This window comes from Microbacterium paraoxydans (assembly GCF_020524545.1).
Lineage (GTDB): Bacteria > Actinomycetota > Actinomycetes > Actinomycetales > Microbacteriaceae > Microbacterium > Microbacterium paraoxydans_C.
On record NZ_JAIVLG010000002.1, the window covers coordinates 89828 to 106305 of the forward strand.

The window sequence follows — 16478 nt, forward strand, 5'->3', positions numbered from 1 at the left end:
CATGATGCTGCAGCGGGAGGACCTCACGGCGCTCGCCCGCGGCTACTCCCTCCTCGGGTCCGGCGGTGGCGGCTCGACGACCATGCTCGAGCTGATGCTCGCCGGTTCCGACCAGGGGCCGATCGAGATCTCCCCGATCGCTTCTCTGGACGCCCGGACACCCTGCCTCGGCGTCGCCTTCGTCGGCTCGACGATGCTGCTCGGCGAGCGCCTCCCCGGCGCCGAGCCCTTCGCCCGCCTGCTGGACGCGGTGGAGCGGTGGATCGGGCATCCCGTCCCCGCGGTCTGCTCGCTCGAAGGCGGCGGGATGAACGGACTCGCCCCGCTCACGCTGGCCGCATCGCACATCGTGGTGGACGCGGACTGCACCGGCCGTGCCGTTCCGGGGCTGGACCAGATGTCGCTCTTCGTCGACCGGGTTCCCGGGCTCGTGTTCGCCTGCGACACCGGCGCCGGAGGCGTCGCGCTCGTCGAGGCGCACCGCGCGATCGACGCTGAGCGGGTCGTGCGATCAGCGATCATCCAGGCGGGCGGCGTCGGCTGCGCGGTGCTCGGCGGCTTCACGGTCGGCGACCTCCGTGAACATGCGATCGGTGGGCATCTCGCGCACGCGCTCGAACTCGGCAGGGCCTATCTCGCATCCGTGGCCGCGCCCCTCCCACTCCTGGCGGATGCCCTCGGCGGCGAGCTGCTGGCCGAAGGACGCATCGTCTCGGTCTCCACGTCGCCGCAGGACCCTCATGTGAACGCCGTCGAGATCAGCGGACTGGGTGGCGCGGTCCACCGTGTGGTGAGCCGCTCGGAGACCCTGGCGGTGCTGACCGATGGACTCCTGGTCGCGTCGGCCCCCACGATCATCGTGGTCATCGATGCGGTGTCTCGCGAGATCCTCGAAGTCACCGAGCTGCGTCTTGCGCGGAACGTGGCGGTCATCGCCATCCCGGCGCCCGCGTGGTGGAACGCGCGGCCCGAACGTCGTGCGAAAGTGCTGCCCTCGGCCTACGGCCTCGACGATCTGGACGCGGCATGAGCGCGCGGCTGCCCGTGAGCGCGCTGCTCTCCCATGCGGAGAACGGCGGCCTGCAGTGGGTCGCGGGACCACAGGGTGCGGCGTGGGAGGCGGTCGCCGTCGGTGCGAGCGAAGCCGAACTCACCGACAGCGGTGCCGAGCGCCTCGCGATCATCACCGCGGCCGCCCCGGCGTCGACCTGGCAGCAGGACGCGATGCTGCGCCGGCTCCGGGATCGTGGGTTCACCGGGCTCGCCGTCTCCGGGGCGAAGGGCTTCGATGCGGGTGCGTTCCGCCTCGCGGATCGGATCGGGCTGTGCCTGCTCGACGTCGAGCGCCCCATCCAGCTCGCCAAAGCCTGCTGGATGCTGATCGAGGCGCGTGATGCCCTGACGCTCAGCCAGGTGCGCAAGGTCGCGCAGTCCTTCGAGTACGCCGCCGACGATCTCACCGATCTGCTCGGACACATCGCGGCCAATCTCGGGGTCGGTGCTGCACTGATCGACTCGTCGGGCGTGCTCCAGGAGGCGGGTGCGCATCTCGACGAGCGACTGCATGCGGCGATCAGCTTCGACTCGTGGCTCGATCGGGTGAGTGACGGCGAGTCGGCTGCCGCTTCCGTGCGGGTCGACAGCCCGGGACGCAGCGGTCTGCGACTCGTGCTCTTCGGGCGCGGTCTCGGGGAGACGCAGCTGCAGTCCCTGTCCGTCGCGGCGGAGGTCGCGATGCCCGCCGTCGCCGCGCGCATCCTGATCGACGAGGTGGCGGCCGTCAACGACGTCGCGGTGTCGTCCGGGCTGCTGCGCGACTTCGTCGACCTGCACGGGGCGGCAGACGCCGATGTCCAGCGGCGGATGATCGAGCGCGGCTGGCGCACGAGCGGTCATCATCTCGGCTTCCGCGTGGTGGCGAGGGGGCGGCTCGACTCGTTCTCGCTGCTGCGCTCCGTCAGCGCCGGGCTCAGCGCGATCGATGCGGAGGCGCATGCCACGACGGCAGGTCGAGGACTGAGCGGGTGGCTGACGTTCCCGGATGCCCCCGATCCGGATCGCGTCGAGCGGGCCGTGGCCGCACTGCGTGAGCTCCACCTCAGCGTCCTGCGGGACTTCACCGTCGCGACCGGCGTCGGATCTTTGCAGGCCGGTTCCGAAGGGCTCGCCGCGACGCTGGACGAGGCAGGGGACGCGGCGCGAATCGCAGCGGCGCGGTCGGCTACCGGGTGGTTCGTGCGGGTGGACAGTCTCGGTCTGGAGCAGCTGCTGCTGGCCTGGACGGGCAACGACACCTTCGTGCCGGCGGCGGAATCGCTCCTCGCCCCGCTGCAGGAAGGCGGCGGGGAGCTGCTCACCACGCTCTCCGCGTATCTCGATCACGAGTCGGGCATCGCCGCGACCGCGACGGCTCTCGGTCTGCACCGCAACACCATCGCCGTGCGGATCCGGCGGGTGCAGGAGCTCCTCGGGATCGACATGAACGACCCGGAGGCGCGACTGGCACTGCACCTGGCCTGTCGCGCGGTGCAGCCGCGCTGAGTCCGGGTCGCTTCAGGTTCATCCGATCGGGATCGCACGGCGAGTGGTGGTGCTGAGAACCGTGCGTGCGTCGTGGAGCAGGCCGACGTCCGAGAGATCGGCCATGCTCACGGGGCCACGACGTGGATCCTCGACGGCGCGGATCGCCGCCAGCGCCGTGAACTCCCCGGTCGCGAGCGACTGGCCGATCCCGGAAGCCGTGCGCTGCTCTCCGGTGCGGCGGTTCGTCGCCGAGATCTCCCATCGCGCATCACCCCAATGCGGTGATGCCGTGAGAACGCCTCGCCAGGCCGGTATCGCGCCGACGATGGCCAGAGCCGCTGTCGCCACCGGGCTGCTGAGGGCGAGATAGCTGCGCACTCGCAGGCCGCGTCCCGCCAGAAGGACGTGATCAGGGAAATCCGCGCGCAGATGCAGCCGCCGCCGCCCCGCTGCCACAAAACGACGGCGCTCGACCAGGTTGCGCACCGGGTAGTCGTCCGCGGGGTCGTGCACGTCGGTGCCGACGAGACCGGCGGTCCATGCCACGGCGGCCGGTCCGTGGGCCTCGCCGGTGCCGAGCATGACAGCGACGTCGATGTCGTCTCCGTCCGCCGAGGTGAGCGCGGCCGCGAGGAGGGTGCTGACGCCGGGGGCGATGCCTGCTCCGAGCACCACGGTCGCGGAAGCGGAGAGGGAGCGAAGTTCCGACAGGTATGCGCCCGTGGCCGAGATATCGACGAGCGGTGTCTCGGGGAGGAGGGTCACGAGCTGTGGATCTTCGATCCCGGAGGCGTTGATCACCACATCGACGTCGATGGCAGCGCCGGCGAGGCGCTCTCGGCCTCTGGGCGTCGTCAGATCGAGCGGTATGCCTTCGGTCTCCCCTATGGTGCGTCCGGCGAGGACGGCCTCGTGGCCGCGTTCCTGCAATGCGGCGCGTGCGGCACGTCCGACGGCCCCGCGTCCGCCGAGGATAAGCGCGTGCATGAAGACTCCAAACGTTTGGTTGGAATCCGAGTGTACGGAGCAGATCCGATATTTCCAAATGTTCATTTGGGGATGGCGTAGACTGAGTGCATGGCCTGGGACACCGCAGCGACGAGGCAGCGACTGCTCGATGCCGGATCTACCCTGTTCGCCCGTCACGGTTTCGCCGGAACGAGCATGGACGCGATCGGTCGTGAGTCAGGCGTGAACAAGGAACGGGTGTACCAGTACTTCGGCTCGAAGAGCGGGTTCTTCGCAGCCGTGCTCGACCACAGGCTTACCGGTGTGCTCGACGGCATTCCGATCGAAGGTTCGGGCGCGGAGGCAGTGGGAACCTGGGCGCTGATGCTCTTCGACCGCTTCGGACAGCACCCGGACCTCGCCCGCCTGCTGGCTTGGGAGAGTCTCGAACTCCCCGAACCGGTCGCTGCCGCTCACCGGACTGATTCCTGCGCGACGCAGGTCACAGGGCTGCAGGTCGTCCTCCCAGGACTCGCGCGCGCTGACGCGCAGCAACTCCTGCTCTCCCTCGTCACACTCGTCACCGGGTGGTGGACACTCGTGCACGTGTCCGTGACGATCATCGCCGAGCATTCCGATTCCGATGCGCGACGGATTGCGGTTCGTCGTCAGGCCGAAGTCCTCGCCGCGGCCGCGGCGGCCTGACCACGAAGCTGGACGGCGGGACGAGCCCGTACTCACAGTGCGGAGAGCCACTCCGTGAACGTCTGGCGTCCCAGGTCGGCATCGGGGCCGGGAAGCGCATCACCGCGACGCATCCCCGCCATCTGCGGCCCGGGGACATTGAGCGCCGGGATCCATCCGCGATACCCCTCGCGGCGGGCGAATGCCCGGATCATGGTGGAGAGCTGTTCCTCGCGCGGGCCGGCGAAGTCGCGCGCGCGGCCCTGGGGTTCGGACGCCGCGAGGGCTGCGAGCCGTGCGCCGACCTCGGAGGCAGCGACGGGCTGGGTGCGGGCGTTCGGGGCGAGGTGCAGCGGCCCCAGCTTCGCGCGCTCGAACATCTGCCCCGCGAACTCGTGGAACTGTGTCGCCCGCAGAATCGTCCAGGGCACCCGTGCGGACTCGATCACCTTCTCCTGCGCGATCTTGCCTGCGTAGTAGTCGTAGGGGATGCGATCGACTCCCACGATCGACAGGAGCACGACGTGTCGGACTCCTGCCTACTCGGCCGCGGAGACGAGGTTGCCGCTCGCCGCGGTGAAGAACTCGATCGCTGAGGCGGCCTTGAGCGTCTCGATGCTCGTGACGTCGATCACGACGTCGGCACCGTCCAGCGCGGCCTCGAGCCCTCGGCCTGTCACCAGGTCCACGCCGCGCGAACGGCTGAGCACCACCGTGTCATGTCCGTCGGCCTCGATCGCGGCCACGGTCGGCCGACCGACCGTTCCTGTTCCTCCTGCGACGGCGATTCTCATGCGTGCTCCTTCTTTCTCGGTTTCATCCTTCTCCTCTTTCGACGACGCAGGCCACGGGAATGTGAGGCGACGGTCGAGAGATGCAGCGGCGGGCGTCGAGTCGGGCCAGGATGGAGGCGATGGATGATCTCGAGGTGATCGACGCCGAACGCCGCACCCTGCTCGCTCTCGCCTATCGTCTGCTCGGCACGGTCGCCGACGCTGAAGACGCGGTGCAGGAGACGTACGTGCGGTGGTACCGGATGAGCGTGGACGAACGTGCGCAGATCGTGAACCCCGCCGCCTGGCTGACCCGCGTCGCCGGACGCATCTGCCTGGACGTGCTGGGGTCAGCGCGTGCGCGTCGAGAGAGCTACGTCGGCCCCTGGTTGCCGGAGCCCGTTCCGCAGGGGTCGCTGCTCGCCGCCAGCCCGCACCCGGATCCGTTGGAGCGGGTGACGCTCGACGAATCAGTGGGGATGGCCCTGCTCGTCGTGCTGGAGTCGCTCACCCCCGCCGAGCGGGTCGCGTTCGTGCTGCACGACGTGTTCGGCGTCCCCTTCACCGAGATCGCCGAGACGGTCGGTCGCAGCCCGGAGGCGGTGCGACAGCTCGCCTCGCAGGGTCGCCGGCACATCCGCGAACGCCGGGCGGTCGCGGCGTCGAGGGAACAGCACGACGCCGTGGCGAGAGCCTTCCTCGCCGCCGCGGCGACCGGAGAGCTGGACGGCCTGATCGCTCTGCTCGACCCCGACGTCGTGCTCGTCTCGGACGGAGGCGGGAAGAGGTCGGCTGCGCTGCGGCCGGTGGTGGGAGCGGATCGCGTGGCGCGCTTCCTGCGAGGGATCGCACAGCGCCATCCCGAGGCCGAGGTCTCGCTCGTCGCCGCTCCCGACGGGCTCGTGATGCTTGCGACGATCGACGGGCGCGCCGATGCGGTCTTCTCCCTCGTCGTTCGTGACGACCGCATCATGGAAGTCTTCGCCGTGCGCAATCCCGACAAGCTCAGCCAGTGGCCGTGAGACCCCACTCGGTACGATGGCGAGCGTGACCACCCCGACAGTGCGCCCCGGCATCGCCGAACGGCTTTCGCAGATGATCCGCATACCGACGGTGTCGGCGGAGCTCGACGAGCGGGGGAGGGAGCCGTTCGAGGAATTCGTCGCGCTGATCGCTGGGCTGTACCCCCTGACTCACCGGGAGCTGCGGCTGGAACGGCACACCGACTTCGGTCTCCTGTTCCACTGGGCGGGGAACGGCGCAGCGGGCCGAGATCCCCTCGTGCTGATGGCGCACTACGACGTCGTCCCGGTCGACGAGAGCGACGATTGGACGCACCCTCCGTTCGACGGAGTCGTCGCCGACGGTTCGGTGTACGGAAGAGGAGCCCTGGACGACAAGGGGCCGCTGATCGTCGTTCTGGAAGCGGTGGAGAACCTCCTCGCCGACGGCTTCGTACCCGCTCGCGACGTGTACCTCTCGTTCGGCGGCAACGAGGAGACCTACGGGAAGGCGGCCGAGGAGATCGCACGGGCGCTTCGTGGGCGTGGCGTGGTGCCGTGGCTCGTCCTTGACGAAGGGGGCGCCGTGGTCGATGCGCCGCTGCCCTTCGTCCCCGGTCGAGCAGCGATGATCGGTGTGGGCGAGAAGGGCGTCATGACCCTCCGGCTGTCGGCACGCGGCGAGGGCGGGCATGCATCGGCGCCGCCGTCGCTCACCGCGGTCCGACGCATCGCGAGGGCCGTCGATCGGCTCGGACCCACCACCTTCCGTCCTCGTGCCTCGAAGGCGATCCTGCGGATGCTGTCGAAACTGGCGAGCCGGACTCCGGGGCCGGCGCAGCACCTGCTGCGGTTCCTGGCGTCGTCACCGCTCGTGACGGCGCAGGTCTTCGCCGCACTCGGGGGCGAACCCGCGGCCCTCGTCCGCACCACGGTGGCTCCCACCATGCAGTCAGGGGGTACTGCAGCCAACGTGCTGCCGTCGCAGGCATCGGCCACCCTCAATCTCCGCATCGCGCTGGGTGAGACCACCCAGCAGACGATCTTCCGCGTGCGGCGACGTATCCGCGATCCGCTCGTCTCCGTCGAGGTGGTCGAAGCCGATGAGCCCTCGCCGGAGTCGCCCACCGACAACGCCCAGTTCGCGCTGCTCTCGGAAGCGTTGGACGTCTCCCATCCGGGGGTTCCCGCCGTGCCGTACGTGATGATGGCGGCCACCGACTCCCGGCATTTCCACCGTTTCTCGCCCGCGGTCTACCGCTTCGCGCCGCTGGATATGTCGAATGCGCAACGGGCGTCGATCCATGGTGTCGATGAGAGCGTCGAGATCGCCGCTCTGGAGCGCGGGGAGCGGTTCCACCGGGCGCTTCTCGAACGGCTAGGGTGATCTCACCCACCTCCTTCCCACGCAGGAGGACCCGAACGAGAAGCAGGAGACGCGATGACGCGAACCCGCACACTGGGCACTCTCGCCGTCGTCGTCGGCTTCCTCGCCTTCGTCGAGTTCACGAGTGGTGTGCTGCAGGGCTACTACACGCCCATGCTGACGGACATCGCCCGTCATCTCGGCGTCCATGACGCTGACGTGAACTGGCTCGAGGGCACGCAGCTGATGCTCTCCGCACTGGTCGTCCCGGCGTTCGCGAAGCTGGGCGACATGGTCGGTCACAAGCGGATGCTGCTGATCTCCACCGCCGTCACGGCCGCGGCAGCCCTGGTGCTGCCGTTCACGGACTCCTTCGGCGTGTTCCTCGCGGCGTGGGCGCTGATGGGGTTCTACGTCGTCTGGCTTCCCCTGGAGATCGCCCTCATCTGGTCGCGGTCGAGGCGGATGGAGGGGCGCTCCTCGATCACGGCCAAGGCGGCGGGACTCCTGGTCGCGGCGCTCGAAGGCGGTGCGATCATCGGAGCGCTCGTCGGCGGTGCGCTCATCGACGTCCTGCCCCTCACCGTCGTCCTGCTCGTGCCCGCCGTGCTCATCGTGGTGTGCTTCTTCGTGATCCTGCTCGGGGTCAAGGAATCTCCGGAGCCGACGGGCGGTGTGTTCGACACCGTCGGGCTCGTGCTCATCTCACTCGCGCTCGTCTGCTTCACCGGAGGTCTCAGCCTGCTCCGTCTCGACGGCGGACTGGGCAACCCCTGGTCGTGGGGCGTGGTGGTCCTGGGCGTGCTGCTGGTCGTCCCGTTCGTGTTCTGGGAGCTGCGGTGCGAGGATCCGCTCATCGATGTGCGCATGTTCCGCTCGCCCGCGCTCGGCCCGGTGTTCCTGACGGCGGGGCTCTTCGGGGTGAGCGTTCTCGGTGCGCAGGCCCCGCTGTCCACGTTCGCCCGGACCGACCCCGCGGTCTACGGCTACGGTCTCGGGACCAGCGGTTTCGCGACCTCGCTGATCATCGGCGTCTATCTCATCGCCATGATCACGGGCGCCCTGCTGTTCCCGTCGGTCGCCCGCTGGGTCACCCCGCGCCTGACGCTGATGGGCGCCTCGCTGCTCGTGGGACTCGGCTTCCTCCTGTTCCTCCCCTTCCATGACACGTATGCGCAGGTCATCGCGAACATGGTGGTCGTCGGACTCGGCTCGGGCGCCCTGGTCGCCGCGCTGCCGGCAGCCGCGGCTTCGGCGGCCCCGGCATCGCAGACAGGCGTCGCGACGGGGCTCACGAACTCCGTGAAGACCGTCGGCGGTGCGATCGCCTCGTGTGTGTTCGGCATCGCGCTGCTGCACGGTGTCGCGACCACGGCGGGGACGGCCGAAGGGACCGCGGGTTCGCTCGCTGGCTACTTCACGGTGTGGATCGTGTGTGGCGCCACAGCTCTCGCGGCGGCGGTGATCCTGGTGTTCGTTCCCAAGACCGCGTTCACCGACCGAGCTGCCGACGCGGCGGCCGTCCCGGTGCTCTGACCTCACTCGCGCAGATCGAGCGCACGCGCGATCGCCGTCCACGCCTTGGCTCCGAGCACGGCGTCGGCGGACGGCGTACCGCCTCGGCCCATGGCCACGCCGGCCTGGACGGCCGTCTCGCCGGGAAGCGTGATGCGGTGTCCGGCGTCGGGGTGGGTGACGACGATCGTCTCTCTGCCGTGCAGCGAGCGGCGCAGGCGGATCTCGTCCGCGAATCGGTCGCTCGGCCAGACGCGGTCGTCGCCGCCGGCTGCGAGGACGACCGGCCCGGTGATGTCTTCGACCCGGATCGCCGCCGCACGGGTGAGGGCGGGATCACGGTCGAGACTGGCTTCGTATAGTGACCGATACTCGGGCGGCTCCGTCGAGGCAGACCACGACGGTTCGAACGCGACGGAGGGGAGCGGAGCGCCACGAAGTGTCCAGTGCGATGACCAGTTACCGTCGACGACTCCCGACCAGACGACGGATGACGGCGCGACCGCCACGGTGGCGTCGACCGGATGCACGGACGCGGTGACAAGGGCTGCTTCCGCTCCGAACGACGTGCCGAAGATCGCCACGCGATCGGCGTCGTGGCGGAGGAGGTCCAGCTGGTCGACGAACACCTCGATCGGCACCTCGTGCGGAGCGGGACGCTGGCCCATGCCGCCGAACCAGCGGATGGCGCGGACCCGGGCCCCGTGTCGTGCGAGCAGGTCGGCCCGCTGGGCCTCCACCCGCCCACTTGACCCGGCGAGCAGGAGAACGGCGGTGCCACAGGGCGTTTCGGGTGTGGCATCGTACCGGTCGTCGCGATCGATCGCGGTGCGGGATAGCGGTTTCGTCATCACTCGCGATCGAGACCGAACGTGCGCTTCACGATGGCCTGGACGTCGCGGTCGAGGGCGTCGATGCGGGTGTTCACGGTATCGAACCGGGCGTTCATCTCGGTGCGGAGACCACCGATCTCGCTGCGGACGATCCGGACGAACAGGGTCGAGACGACCGTGAGGGTGCTGGACATCAGCACGGTGAACGCCCCGATCATCGTCCAGATCTGTGCGTCATTCATGAATCCCACTCCGTCATCGTCGCATCGATCCGGCAAGCATGCCAGGGCGCAGAGGTCGAAGATATCGGCTGTTCCGGAAGCCGGGGAGAACCTGTTCACACATCGACTGGTGGAGGAGATGCCCCAGAACCCCGGGGCTCGACGTGGGGTGGGGTGGGGAATGTCGAGCCCCGGGGCGGTCTGGATCGTGCTCAGGCCTGGTGCCTGCGGGCGGCGCGTCGCACGAGCAACACGGTCCCCAGTGTCAGGAGAGCAAGGGCCACGGCGCCGGCGATGAGGGTGCCGACCGCGTCGAGGCCGGTAGCGGCGAGATCGCCGGTCGCCTCCGGGGCTTCGGCCTCTTCCGCGTCGGGTGCCTGCGTGGCGACGCCCGGGTCGATCACCTCGGGGGCGATCACGACGGCACGGGGAGTGGTCGCGGTCGACGGTGTCGACTCGATCGGTCCGCCGTCCGGCGCGGTGCCGGTCGCCAGAGCGGTGTTGTCGATCGTGTCGAGAGCGAGGTCGGCCTCGTCGACCGCGTACGTCGCGGTGCACGTCATCGACTGCCCCGGTGTGAAGGCAGCGGACTCCGCCGGACAGACGACCGCCGAAAGGGAGCCGCTGCCGGTGAACGCCACGTCGTCCACGCGGACGTCGGTGAGAGTGACATCGCCGGTGTTGGTCACCAGGAACTGGTAGTCGATGATGCTGCCGTCCTCGAAGGACTCGGCGTCGGTCGACGTCACGATCGCCGATTTCACGATGGCGAGGGCCGGTGACTGCGGCGACGTCACCAGGGCCGTCGATGGCGGCGAGACCACACGGTCGTCAGTCGGCGTGGTGCCGGTGGCGGTCGCCGTGTTCTGCACGGAGCCGCGATCGACATCCTCTTGCTGCATCGAGTAGGTCGCTGTGCACGTCGCCGACTCACCGGCGTCGAGGGACAGGGGAGAGGCCGGACACGACACCCCGGAGAGCGTCCCCGCGCCGTCGAAGGCGAGCTCGTCCACGGTGATGTCGTGCAGGGGCACGCGGCCCGTGTTCGTGATCTCGAAGAAGTACTCCACCTCATCGCCGAGGACAGCGCTGGATACATTCGCCGTCTTGGTGAGAGCGATCATGCTCTCGCTTCGTGGCGTGTTCGTGAAGGTGCAGACCACACCCACTCCCGCGGGATCCGTGTGGGGAACGGTGACGTCCCCGCTGGTCCCCGCCCCGGCAGCGAACACGTCTCCCGTGGCATCGTCGAGGCAGGCCCACGAGCTCTGGTAGCGTGCCGGATCGGCGCCCGTCCCTGCCTCCTCGATCCGGATCACCGAGCCTGGGAGCACAGGAGCGACGATGCGGCGATGCTGCACCCCGATCTCCGTCCCGAGAGTCGTGACCGAGAGGTCGTCGAACCCCGCTCCGGAGAGCGTCAGCTGCACCTGGTCCGTGGCGTCGTCGGAGTCGCGTCCGACCGGGAAGTCCTTCTCGAGCGTGAGGTGGCTCGGGTACGAGCACGATGCGATGTCGACGACGCCGGGCTCCGTGAACGTGACCTGGCTGGTCACCTCACCGGACATCGGATTGATGCGGAAGAGCTCGAGCCCCGTGCTGACGACCAGGTAGCCCTCGCTGTCGAACGCGATCCCGTTGACGCCCAGTCCGCCGCTGTCGTCCACGCTGAAGGTCTGGATCAATCGCGGGCGTGCGGTCGGATAGGGGCTCGTCGTGCCCAGGACGATGTCGCGCGCGTCGACCACGTAGATCCCCGCCTCGGTGGCGGAGCTCATGACGATGTACAGGTTGCCGTCACGGTCGAAAGCGATGTCGCCGTTTCCGCCGGGTGCGGGTTCCCAGTAGAAGTTGATGGCGATGCGGCCCCTTCGCTCGCCGGTCACGGCATCGCGCCCGTCGAGGTTCAACCGGTCGCCGTTGAGGGCGCCGTGGAAGTACAGGGAGGTCTTCGGGTCGACCGCTCCGTGCGTCTGCCGGGTCCCGAAGTAGTACGGCAGGCGGGTCGCATCGACGGTCGTGGTCGCTGCGGTGGCGAAGTCGAAGGTCGCGAGCGCTCCGGCGTCGTTCGTCGTCCACGGATCGGCGCGCATCGCGTAGGCGGCGCCCTCGGGGTGCTCGGGGGTGATCGCGACTCCGAGACCGTTGAAGATCGATGTGGGATCAGCGCCGGGATCGATGGTTCCGATGACGGTTTGCGATCCCGTCGCGGTGTCGATGCTCCACAGGGTGCTTCCGGCGCCGTTGTTCTCATTCATGGCGTAGATCGTGGAACACGCGAAGACTTCTGCCGCGTGCGCTGCGGGAGCGTCGATCATGGCGCCGGGGATCACGACAGCGCCGACGGCGATCGCGGTGGCCGCGAGGCCTCCGATCGTTCTCCTGCGCGAGCGGCTCCGGCTTTCGGAGAGCGTGTGCGGTCTGTGCGCAGAATCATGCGCCATTCGGGAGTCCTTTCTGATGACGGTGCGAACCGAGCCCGGCGAACAGGCGGTCCGGCTCACCCAACGTCCCATCCGCCGGACGCGGTGCGTGGCCCGGTGCGTGGCGAGCGCGCAGAAGTCAGTGACGGCGACTCCGAAACGCGTCCTTCGGAACCTGTCGAGTACGTAGTATGCGAGCGGACGCGCGACGCGAGTGTTGTCGTGCCTGCGGATCCCGCCGGTCAGTGAGGGACGCGGTCTACGCCCACGAGAACGTCGAGAGTTCCGCGCGTCCGGAGATCTGAAGCTTGCGGAAGACCTTCAACAGGTGGCTCTCGACCGTCCGGGTACTGATCTGCAGGAGCGCAGCGATCTCATTGTTCGACTGACCGTGAGCGGCGAGCCGGGCGACTTCGCGCTCGCGGTTCGAGAGCGCCGCCCGTGTGCCGCGCCGCCCGGCGATCGGTGGAGCGTCAAGCGGATCGCGGCGCCCGCGGAGCTCGGTGAGGGCACGCGCGAAGTGGGAGGCCATGGCGGAGTCGTCTCTTCGGGCCGCGATCTCGCCACCGTGCTCGAGTGCGACCGTCGCGTGTTCGAGACGCCCTTCGGACTGGAACCAGGTCCCCCAGCGGGCGAGCTCCGCATCGTCTCCGCGGACGATCGCACGCTGAACCTCGAACATCGGCGGGACGAGAGTGCCCTCCAGGGTGGCGAGGTCCTCGTCGCCCTGCGTGCTGGGAAGGGTCCTGAAGCCGAATCCCACCACCAGCACGCGGAGCATCCCGGCGCTGAGGAGGTAGCCGCGCGCCTGAAGCTGTGCGCTCTGTTCTCGCAACAGCGATCCGGCACGCTCGACGTCACCGGCGAGCAGCGCGAAGGTGATCTCGGGAAGAGCGGCCACCATTCCCGGCCAGGGACCGATCGAGACGCCGGTGGACAGCGCCTGCGCGGCGAGGGACTCGGCAGACGTCTGGCGTCCGGCTCGGGCGGCGACCATCGCCGCGAGAGCGAGAGCACCCATCTGGGTACCCTCTTGCCCGAGACCGGGCTCTCCCAGCGCCAGGAACCGGCCCAGGTGGATCTCCGCGGTTCGGAACCGGCCCAGTACGATCCCGGCAACGGCAGCCACATAGGTGTGTCCGCGCAGGTTCTCCAGGTCAAGCTCCACCCGGCTCTGCTCGATGTGCGTCAGCGCCCAGTCGTAGGCGCCGCGCACATCGCCCTTGCCGAGCATCGCCCACCCTCGCAACAGGGTGAGCACGCGCCCGATCTTCGTCGAGGTGTCGTCCGAATCGACGAGCAGCGCGTGGGCCGATTCAGCGCGACCTCGCAGGATCAGCGCTGTCGTGCGCACGGCGGTGATGGAGTTCTCGGTGGTCGCATCGCGTGCCGTCAGTGATGCGAGATGCTCCAGCTGCGCGACCGATGTGCCGCTGGTGTTGATCTCGATCTGCGTCGTCCACACATCGAACATCGTCGCGTAGCGCGGCTGTCGGATGGCCGAAGCCGCAAGGATCTCGAGTGCTTCCTCGGTCTCGCCCGCTGCGAGTGCGTACCAGTGCGCTTGGAGGATGCGGAACATCGCCATCGCCCTGCCATCGCCGGTATCGGTCGGTGTCTGCTCGAAGACCTTCCGCGCCACCGAGAGTTCGTGCTTGCGGTCGAAGAGGGCGAAGAGATAGCTGATCGCGGAGTCCGCGCTGGGGTCGCGTTCCCAGGCGTGCCGTCGCGCCGAGAGCTGAGCGGCGTGGCGGTCCCTGATGAGTCGCAGGACGGCCATCTCCGCTGCGTCGGGTTCGAGTGAGGCGTCGGTCATCGAGAGCGGGAGCAGATCGGTGTGTGCTGCGGCTTCACGGGTGCTGAACTGATCCCGGATCCTTCGCAGGATGCGGCTTCGTCGAACGGACGTGGGCTGATTCTGGAAGTAGTCGGTGATCAGCGGGGGAGTGACGGTGACGGAGAGCCGTCCGAAGGGCTCGATGCTCAGGAGAAGGTTCGCGGCTTCGAGTGCTTCGATCAGGTGACGACTGACGAGTTCTTCCGCGGTGTCGATGTCGAGCACACCGGCGAGCGCCAGGGTCTCGATTCCCTCGAACTCCGCATCGTCGAGCCGGGCGAGAAGGTGCTCGACCGCGCCCGACATGGACTCGTGCCAGAGCTCGCCGTTCGTCGTCCAGATCTCGTCGGCGAAGATGATGTGTCCGAAGGATCGCGCTGACGTGATCATCGCGACGGCGAGGCTCGGGATGCCGGCCGAGCGCGTGTACACGCGGCCGACGAGGCCGGTATCCACCGCGCCGGCGAGCTGCTCGTGCACGAGATCCGATATCGCCTCGAAGCTCAGGGGACGCAATCGCAGTTCCGCCGCCTGGCTGACGATGGCGTGCAGCCGCTTCACGCCGGGGTCGGTGGCGGCCGTCGATGCGGTGACGATGGTGGCACCCGTGCGGGAATGCACGGCTGCGATGACGCCCCACGTCTCTTCGTCGATGTACTGCGCATCGTCGACGAGGATCACGCAGCGGCGCCCTGCTGCACGCTCCGCCATGTCCGCGACGATCTGCCCGGCACGGAACGGCGTGTTTCCCCTCGGCAACTGGCCCGCGAGGTCGAGCGCGTCGAACGGGCGGGAACGGAGGGCGGCGACGCCGAGGAACTGGATCGTCGGATGCCCCCGTTGCTCCAGGCTGCTCGCGACTTCCCGAAGGAGCATCGAGCGACCGCTTCCTTCCGGGCCGACGATGCTCACGCACGAGCCCGCAGTGATGAGCGTCAGTGCGGCGGCGAGATCATGGGAGCGGACGAACATCGCCCGTCCGCCCGTTCGTGAATCCCACTGCGCCATGCTGACACCGATCCGCGGAGTCTGCCACCACTCAATGTAGGGGTTTGTGCGGCCGTGCGGAGGTGGGCGATGGCGACGACACCGCCCACCTCCGGTTTCAATCCCCCTTCACGTTGACGATCTGCCGCAGCGTGTGCCGGACCGACACGAGGCCTGCGGCATCCGCCATCACCTGGTCGATCGGCTTGTACGCCTGCGGGATCTCGTCGACGAAGGCCTCGGTGTCACGGAACTCGATCCCCGTCATCGCCTCCCGCAACTGGTCGTGCGTGAAGCTCCTCCGCGCCGCCGATCGGGAGTACTCCCGTCCTGCACCGTGCGGGGAGGAGTTCAGCGACTGCGGGTCACCGAGCCCTTCGACCACGTACGAGGCGGTGCCCATCGATCCGGGGATGAGCCCCGGTCGGCCGGCGTCCGCCTGGATGGCGCCCTTTCGGGACACCCACACCTGCTTGCCGTAGTGCTTCTCCGACTCCGTGAAGTTGTGGTGGCAGTTGATGCGCTCCTGCTCGTCGACCGTGGTGCCGAGGAACTCCGACACCTGACGCATGACCCGGTCCATCATCTCCTCACGGTTCAGCAGGGCGAAGCGCTGGGCCCACCGCAGTTCCCGGATGTAGCTCGTGAACTCCGCGGTCCCCTCGACCAGGTAGGCCAGGTCGGGGTCCGGGAGGTCGATCCACCACTGTGCTGCCAGCCGCTGGGCGACGCCGATGTGGTGTCCGGCGATCTTGTTGCCGACGCCGCGCGATCCCGAGTGCAGGAACAGCCAGACCCGGCCGAGTTCATCGACAGACACTTCGATGAAGTGGTTGCCCGAACCGAGCGTCCCCAGCTGCAGCCGCCAGTTCCCGGCGTACCGAGCGGGATCGAAGCCGCTCTTCTCGGCGAGCTGCTCGAGCTCGGCGATGCGCGGCTCAGCAGTGGCCACGACCTTGCGGTTGTAGCGTCCGGCCGACAGCGGGATGGCGCGCTCGATCTGCTCGCGGAGCCCTGCGAGGTCACGACCTGCGAGGTCGTCTCGGGTGAACGGCGTGCGAACGGCGATCATGCCGCATCCGATGTCGACGCCGACGGCCGCGGGGATGATCGCGCCGAGCGTCGGGATGACCGAGCCGACCGTCGCCCCCTTGCCGAGGTGCGCGTCCGGCATCAATGCCAGGTGCGGGTGGATGAACGGCATGCGGGCCGTGGTGTGCGCCTGAGCGAGTGTCTTCTCGTCGATCAGTGACGCCCACGACAGCAGCCGTGCGGAGAGCCTCTCCATGATTCCTTTCCTTGTGGTGGTGTCCGGCCACAGGTCAGGGGTCTTCCATGGAAAACGCCCCGGACCTGACGGTACGGGG

14 protein-coding genes are annotated in these 16478 nt (G+C 68.7%); 6 read left to right on the forward strand and 8 right to left on the reverse strand.

Annotated elements, in window-relative coordinates; all coding sequences use genetic code 11:
• Position 1: 1 nt before the first annotated feature.
• Both LC041_RS05085 and LC041_RS05090 read left to right on the forward strand, forming a co-directional pair.
• Positions 2-1030: an S-methyl thiohydantoin desulfurase domain-containing protein gene (locus LC041_RS05085; RefSeq protein WP_226531876.1), complete on the forward strand. Its 1029-nt coding sequence runs from the start codon at positions 2-4 to the stop codon at positions 1028-1030.
• Complete coding sequence (locus LC041_RS05090) at positions 1027-2541, forward strand: PucR family transcriptional regulator (protein WP_226531877.1); 1515 nt, start codon at positions 1027-1029, stop codon at positions 2539-2541. The genes LC041_RS05085 and LC041_RS05090 overlap by 4 nt, the downstream gene beginning before the upstream one ends.
• Before the next feature lie 18 nt (positions 2542-2559).
• Here LC041_RS05090 and LC041_RS05095 read toward each other — a convergent pair whose 3' ends face one another.
• Entirely contained in the window at positions 2560-3510 is a 951-nt protein-coding gene (locus LC041_RS05095) for a saccharopine dehydrogenase (RefSeq protein ID WP_226531878.1), read from the reverse strand.
• 90 nt (positions 3511-3600) lie between these two features.
• Here LC041_RS05095 and LC041_RS05100 point away from each other — a divergent pair, with 90 nt between their 5' ends.
• Complete coding sequence (locus LC041_RS05100; RefSeq protein ID WP_226531879.1) at positions 3601-4176, forward strand: TetR/AcrR family transcriptional regulator; 576 nt, start codon at positions 3601-3603, stop codon at positions 4174-4176.
• Positions 4177-4208: 32 nt separating this feature from the next.
• Here the strand turns inward: LC041_RS05100 and LC041_RS17300 are convergent, their stop codons facing one another.
• Together LC041_RS17300 and LC041_RS17305 are read right to left on the reverse strand one after the other, a co-directional pair.
• Positions 4209-4676, reverse strand: coding sequence for an SDR family oxidoreductase (locus LC041_RS17300; RefSeq protein WP_308012746.1), 468 nt, complete (start codon positions 4674-4676; stop codon positions 4209-4211).
• Between the two features lie 18 nt (positions 4677-4694).
• Positions 4695-4949 carry a hypothetical protein gene (locus tag LC041_RS17305; RefSeq protein WP_308012747.1) on the reverse strand — a complete coding sequence of 85 codons (255 nt, stop codon included), beginning with the start codon at positions 4947-4949 and terminating at the stop codon, positions 4695-4697.
• A 119-nt stretch (positions 4950-5068) separates the two neighbouring features.
• Here LC041_RS17305 and sigJ point away from each other — a divergent pair, with 119 nt between their 5' ends.
• The 3 genes from sigJ to LC041_RS05120 are packed head-to-tail and all read left to right on the forward strand — an operon-like array spanning position 5069 to position 8831.
• Positions 5069-5950 carry an RNA polymerase sigma factor SigJ gene (sigJ, locus tag LC041_RS05110; protein WP_226531880.1) on the forward strand — a complete coding sequence of 294 codons (882 nt, stop codon included), beginning with the start codon at positions 5069-5071 and terminating at the stop codon, positions 5948-5950.
• 16 nt (positions 5951-5966) lie between these two features.
• Complete coding sequence (locus tag LC041_RS05115) at positions 5967-7316, forward strand: M20/M25/M40 family metallo-hydrolase (protein ID WP_226531881.1); 1350 nt, start codon at positions 5967-5969, stop codon at positions 7314-7316.
• A gap of 54 nt (positions 7317-7370) precedes the next feature.
• Positions 7371-8831 carry an MFS transporter gene (locus LC041_RS05120; RefSeq protein ID WP_226531882.1) on the forward strand — a complete coding sequence of 487 codons (1461 nt, stop codon included), beginning with the start codon at positions 7371-7373 and terminating at the stop codon, positions 8829-8831.
• A gap of 2 nt (positions 8832-8833) precedes the next feature.
• On the opposite strand, the gene LC041_RS05125 is transcribed toward LC041_RS05120, so the two are convergent.
• The 5 genes from LC041_RS05125 to LC041_RS05145 all read right to left on the reverse strand — a co-directional run bounded on the left by LC041_RS05125 (position 8834) and on the right by LC041_RS05145 (position 16399).
• Complete coding sequence (locus LC041_RS05125; RefSeq protein ID WP_226531883.1) at positions 8834-9661, reverse strand: acyl-CoA thioester hydrolase/BAAT C-terminal domain-containing protein; 828 nt, start codon at positions 9659-9661, stop codon at positions 8834-8836.
• The gene (locus tag LC041_RS05130) at positions 9661-9885 is read right to left on the reverse strand and encodes a hypothetical protein (protein WP_226531884.1); all 225 of its coding nucleotides are present in this window, start codon (positions 9883-9885) and stop codon (positions 9661-9663) included. Before LC041_RS05130 ends, LC041_RS05125 begins: the two co-directional genes overlap by 1 nt.
• Positions 9886-10076: 191 nt before the next feature.
• Positions 10077-12308 (reverse strand): DUF7507 domain-containing protein, encoded by a 2232-nt coding sequence (locus LC041_RS05135; RefSeq protein WP_226531885.1) that lies wholly within the window; start codon positions 12306-12308, stop codon positions 10077-10079.
• 238 nt (positions 12309-12546) lie between these two features.
• A complete protein-coding gene (locus LC041_RS05140) occupies positions 12547-15132 on the reverse strand; it encodes a helix-turn-helix transcriptional regulator (RefSeq protein WP_226531886.1) in 2586 nt (861 codons plus the stop codon).
• 97 nt (positions 15133-15229) lie between these two features.
• On the reverse strand, positions 15230-16399 hold the full coding sequence (locus LC041_RS05145; protein ID WP_226531887.1) for an RtcB family protein: 1170 nt from the start codon (positions 16397-16399) through the stop codon (positions 15230-15232).
• Between the last annotated feature and the right edge of the window lie 79 nt (positions 16400-16478).

Coding starts and splice junctions, on each gene's coding strand:
- LC041_RS05085 (WP_226531876.1), top strand. CDS start 2: ATGATGCTGCAGCGGGAGGACCTCACGGCGCTCGCCCGCGGCTACTCC.
- LC041_RS05090 (WP_226531877.1), top strand. CDS start 1,027: ATGAGCGCGCGGCTGCCCGTGAGCGCGCTGCTCTCCCATGCGGAGAAC.
- LC041_RS05095 (WP_226531878.1), bottom strand. CDS start 3,510: ATGCACGCGCTTATCCTCGGCGGACGCGGGGCCGTCGGACGTGCCGCA.
- LC041_RS05100 (WP_226531879.1), top strand. CDS start 3,601: ATGGCCTGGGACACCGCAGCGACGAGGCAGCGACTGCTCGATGCCGGA.
- LC041_RS17305 (WP_308012747.1), bottom strand. CDS start 4,949: ATGAGAATCGCCGTCGCAGGAGGAACAGGAACGGTCGGTCGGCCGACC.
- sigJ (WP_226531880.1), top strand. CDS start 5,069: ATGGATGATCTCGAGGTGATCGACGCCGAACGCCGCACCCTGCTCGCT.
- LC041_RS05115 (WP_226531881.1), top strand. CDS start 5,967: ATGGCGAGCGTGACCACCCCGACAGTGCGCCCCGGCATCGCCGAACGG.
- LC041_RS05120 (WP_226531882.1), top strand. CDS start 7,371: ATGACGCGAACCCGCACACTGGGCACTCTCGCCGTCGTCGTCGGCTTC.
- LC041_RS05125 (WP_226531883.1), bottom strand. CDS start 9,661: ATGACGAAACCGCTATCCCGCACCGCGATCGATCGCGACGACCGGTAC.
- LC041_RS05130 (WP_226531884.1), bottom strand. CDS start 9,885: ATGAATGACGCACAGATCTGGACGATGATCGGGGCGTTCACCGTGCTG.
- LC041_RS05135 (WP_226531885.1), bottom strand. CDS start 12,308: ATGGCGCATGATTCTGCGCACAGACCGCACACGCTCTCCGAAAGCCGG.
- LC041_RS05140 (WP_226531886.1), bottom strand. CDS start 15,132: ATGGCGCAGTGGGATTCACGAACGGGCGGACGGGCGATGTTCGTCCGC.
- LC041_RS05145 (WP_226531887.1), bottom strand. CDS start 16,399: ATGGAGAGGCTCTCCGCACGGCTGCTGTCGTGGGCGTCACTGATCGAC.